The sequence below is a fragment of the Candidatus Angelobacter sp. genome (assembly GCA_035607015.1).
Classification (GTDB): Bacteria; Verrucomicrobiota; Verrucomicrobiia; order Limisphaerales; family AV2; genus AV2.
On the sequence record DATNDF010000125.1, the window covers coordinates 1 to 4,186 of the forward strand.

General features: G+C 59.2%; 4 protein-coding genes. 3 read left to right on the top strand and 1 reads right to left on the bottom strand.

What is annotated here, in order from left to right:
* On the bottom strand, window positions 1–956 hold a 956-nt coding region (locus VN887_05210; GenBank protein HXT39401.1), incomplete at its 3' end, for a hypothetical protein.
* Window positions 957–1,406: 450 nt separating this feature from the next.
* Here VN887_05210 and VN887_05215 point away from each other — a divergent pair.
* The 3 genes from VN887_05215 to VN887_05225 all read left to right on the top strand — a co-directional run.
* Window positions 1,407–2,678: an ABC transporter permease gene (locus tag VN887_05215; GenBank protein ID HXT39402.1), complete on the top strand. Its 1,272-nt coding sequence runs from the start codon at window positions 1,407–1,409 to the stop codon at window positions 2,676–2,678.
* Entirely contained in the window at window positions 2,671–3,426 is a 756-nt protein-coding gene (locus VN887_05220; protein HXT39403.1) for an ABC transporter ATP-binding protein, read from the top strand. The genes VN887_05215 and VN887_05220 overlap by 8 nt, the downstream gene beginning before the upstream one ends.
* A gap of 126 nt (window positions 3,427–3,552) precedes the next feature.
* Window positions 3,553–4,186: aminotransferase class IV (locus VN887_05225; protein ID HXT39404.1), on the top strand; the 634-nt coding region annotated here is incomplete at its 3' end.

Consider the following 4,186-nt stretch of genomic DNA (forward strand, 5'->3'; position numbering starts at 1 on the left):
CCCGAGCCTCCACCAATCGCGGAGTAAGGCACTTGGATTATGTTGCCCAGTCCACCACCTAGGAAGGAGTTCCTCGACTCAATGCGATTGCCGGCGCCACCGGCGATGACCGAAAAGTCGGCACCGATGAAGTTGGTGTCCCTAAAAACCCCATTGTAATTGGTGCTCCCGCCGCCACCGATGGTTGAACCCACCACGTTCCCGGCGATGAAATTGCCCGGCGCGCCGCCGACGATGTTCGGCGCATCGTTGGTGCCCGGCTGCAATCGAAGCGCGTTCTGGCCGTTGACTCTTACTTCGACCGGTTGATTGTTCGTACTGCCGAGGAACTGGCCACCGGAAACACTGTTGCCTCCCAATTTCCAATCGGTGGTGTCGGAACCGACGGTGACACTTCCATTGGCGGCGATGCCGGTAATGAATTGTCCTGCCGGCGCCGTGCCGGTGATGCGAAGCTGCACCTGCGTGTTGTCCACGTTCGCGGCGTTCACCGCGCCATTGCCGATCTGCGCGCCGGACAACTGACCACTTAACTGTGTCACCGACAGCGTGCCGCTCAGGTTGCTCGCGTTGGCGGCCCGGATTGCGTACGGAGTTGAGGTCAAAAGCTGCCGTGGTGACAGCGGGGTGAATGATGCGCCGTTGTTGGTGCGAACATTCACCTCCAGCCACAGGTTGGTGCCGTCAAGGTTGGCCGCGCCAAAATCCATGCCGGTCGTGAAAAGGCCGTTGGTGACAGGCACGGCGAGGTTGACTGGAATTACGGGCGCCACCACGCCATTGGTCGGGTCGTTCATCAATCGAAACATGAAGTCATAACTGCCGTTGGCCGGCGCGCCGTTGAATTCGAGCCGGCCTTGATAGGTGAATGCGCTGACCTGGGCCAGCGTTTCGTGACCTACGGCAAGACACAGGAGCAATAACGGGAACAGTTTGGATGTGAGTTTGGTTTTCATGATTTGTTTTCAGCCCGGCCGGCAAGCCAGTGGCTTGCGTTGTTACCCGCGCCTTTATACCACCTCGTCCGAAATTTTTTCACTCGATATTTTCTGCGCGAAGAGCGGCATGAGTATGAGCGGTCGAGCAAGGTGATTTTCAATGGCAGTCAGCTGTCTTTCATGTTTCCTACACTTGGACGACCGCCTCGAAGCTGCGCTTGAAAGAGGGCGTATTACCTCTTCACACAATGGCAAAACACTTCGAGGTCGGCAAGGAAACCTGGAAAACGATACGGGCGTAACACTCTGATCGGGACAGAAACGGCGTCGTGCGGGCTCGCAGCCGACAGAAGAGTGCTGGAAACACCGCATCGCGCACGCGACCTGCAACCGAAAAGTGAATCAAGACTTATGTCCGTTTGGCGGGGGTTCATTGACACTCTTCGGTTCCCCGCTTAGCCTCCGCGCGTGTCGAAGCTGCCGTTTGAATTCTTTCTCGCTCTTCGCTACCTGCGTCCCAAGCGGACGTTTGTTTCGATCATCACTCTGATTTCCATCGTCGGCGTCATGCTGGGCGTGGCGGTGCTCATCATCGTCATTAGCGTGATGAGCGGATTCGACAAACAGATGCGCGACCGGATTCTTGGTTTCAATGCTCACTTGCGCGTCGAGTTACGGGGAGCCGCGCAAATGGCCGATTACCGTCGCGTGATGAGCGTTGTGGCGGCGAACAAAAACGTGAAAGGCGTCGCGCCGTATGTCATCGGTCAGGTGCTGGTGAAGACCGAACCGGAAAGCGGCAACCCGCAGGTGCTGGCGCCGATGATCCGCGGCATCGATCCGCGCCTGGAGGAGAGCGTCAGCGCGCTGCCGCACAGCATTGTTGAGGGAAGCTTTGACGTGAAGGGCAGGGGTTTGCTTGTGGGCAAGGAGATTGCAGACCGTCTCGGACTGAGCGTCGGGGACCGGCTTGCCGTGTACTCCGTCGGCAAGTTCGAGGAATGGGAACGGGGCCGCAGCAGAGGAAAGGAAGAAGCTCCGCTGGCGGATGATTACGAGGTGAAAGGAATTTTTGACGCCGGCTATTTCGAGTTCAACGATCTGTTCGTCCTGTGTTCGCTGGCCAATGCGCAGGACATGTACGAGCTGGACGATTCCGCACACGGCCTGATGGTGACGCTGCACGATCCCGACAAGGCGACGGAGGTTGAACAGCAGTTGCGCGCCGCGCTGGGGAGCGGCTTTTTCATCAGCACGTGGCTCCACGAGAATCCGATCCTCGATGCGTTGGTGGTGGAAAAGAACATGATGTATTACCTGCTGTTCTTCATCGTGCTGGTCGCCGCGTTCGGGATCACCAGCGCGCTCATAACGTTCGTCGTCCAGAAAACACGCGAGATCGGGATGCTGAAGGCGCTCGGCGCGACCAGCGGACAAGTGATGGGGCTTTTTCTGGGACAAAGTCTGATGGTCGGTGCGCTCGGCGTCGCCGCGGGATATGGACTGGGCATGTTGGCAGTGACGTATCGCAACGAGTTTCTGCATTTCATGCGGAGAGCCACGGGCTTCGAGTTGTTTCCGGCCTCCATATATCAATTTGCGGAACTGCCGGCGCTGATCGTGCCGGGCGACGTTGCCGTCATCTGTGGCGGGTCGTTGCTGATCTGTCTGTTGGCGGGGCTGTTGCCGGCGTGGAACGCGGGGCGGTTGAAACCGGTGGAGGCGTTGAGGCATGAATGAAACGTTCGAAGCCGGAAGCCGGAGGGCGGAAGCGGGGCATTCAACGCCGCGCCAGACGGACAGCGTGTTGCTGAAAGCGCATGACGTCGGAAAGACTTACCTCATCGGCAAGCGGACCCTCGAAGTGCTTCGGCATGTAAACCTGCAGGTCGTTCGCGGAGATTTTCTGGCTTTGCGCGGCGCGTCGGGCGCGGGCAAGAGTACGTTGTTGCATTTGCTCGGCGGACTGGACGCGCCCGGGAGCGGCGAGATCTGGTTCGACGGGAAAAATCTTGCGACGCTTTCGGCGCTGGAACTGGCGAGGTTTCGCAATCGCAAGGTTGGCTTCGTGTTCCAGGCTTATCACCTGTTGCCGGAGCTGAGCGCGCTGGAGAATGTGTGCCTGCCGGCACGGATGGCGCGCAGGAACCCGGCAAACGCCGAAACGCGGGCCCGTGAACTGCTGGCGCGCGTCGGCCTCGCCGAACGCACCGATCATCGGCCGTATGAGCTTTCGGGCGGCGAGCAACAGCGGGTGGCGATCGCGCGGGCGCTGATCAACGAACCGGATTTGATTCTGGCGGACGAACCAACGGGCAATCTCGACTCGCATGCCGGCGGCGCCATCGTCGAATTGCTCTGCGCACTGCGCGCCGAACGGCAGGCAACGCTCATCATCGCCACGCATGACGCAAACGTGGCAGCGCGCGCCCCGCGGGTGATCGAACTGGCGGACGGCGAAGTGCAGGAGGACGGACGGACGCCCTGAGGGGCATGTCTGTATAACAGCGACGGTTCCGCGGTGTGCCACCAACCCCAGCGACCCCTTAAGTCTGCAATTCCTGTATTGCGCGCCGGGAGCAACTTACCGTAGTCTGCCGCGGTTTACGATGGCATGAAAATCTACGTTGACGGAAAGTATTGTGACGAAAAGAGTGCCAGGGTTTCGGTGTTCGATCATGGGCTGCTTTACGGCGACGGCATTTTCGAGGGCATCCGCGCCTACAACGGCCGTGTTTTCAAACTCAAGGAACACATCGACCGGCTGTTTTGTTCAGCGAAGGCAATTCTGCTGAACATCCCGCTTCCACATGCGGAGGTGATGAAGGCGGTCATCGAGACGTGCCGGCAGAATAAAATCCAGGACGGCTATATTCGACTGGTGGTGACCCGCGGAGTGGGCACGCTGGGGCTGAACCCGAACCGGTGCACCGATCCGTCGGTCATCATTATCGCGGACAAAATCCAGCTCTATCCCCACGAACTTTACGAAAAGGGAATGGAGATCGTCACGGTGGCGACCACGCGGAATCTGCACAGCGCGCTGAATCCGGCCATCAAGTCGTTGAATTACCTGAACAACGTGCTGGCGAAGATCGAGGCCAACAATGCCGGTTGCGAGGAGGCCGTGATGTTGAACGCCGAGGGCTTCGTCGCTGAATGCACGGGAGACAACATCTTCATCGTCAAGTCCGGCGGGTTGCTGACGCCCCCGCTGTCCGCCGGCGCTCTCTATGGGATTACGCGCG

Bases quoted from the DNA above. Each gene is read 5' to 3' on its own strand.
- VN887_05220 (HXT39403.1), top strand. From the start codon at position 2,671: ATGAATGAAACGTTCGAAGCCGGAAGCCGGAGGGCGGAAGCGGGGCAT.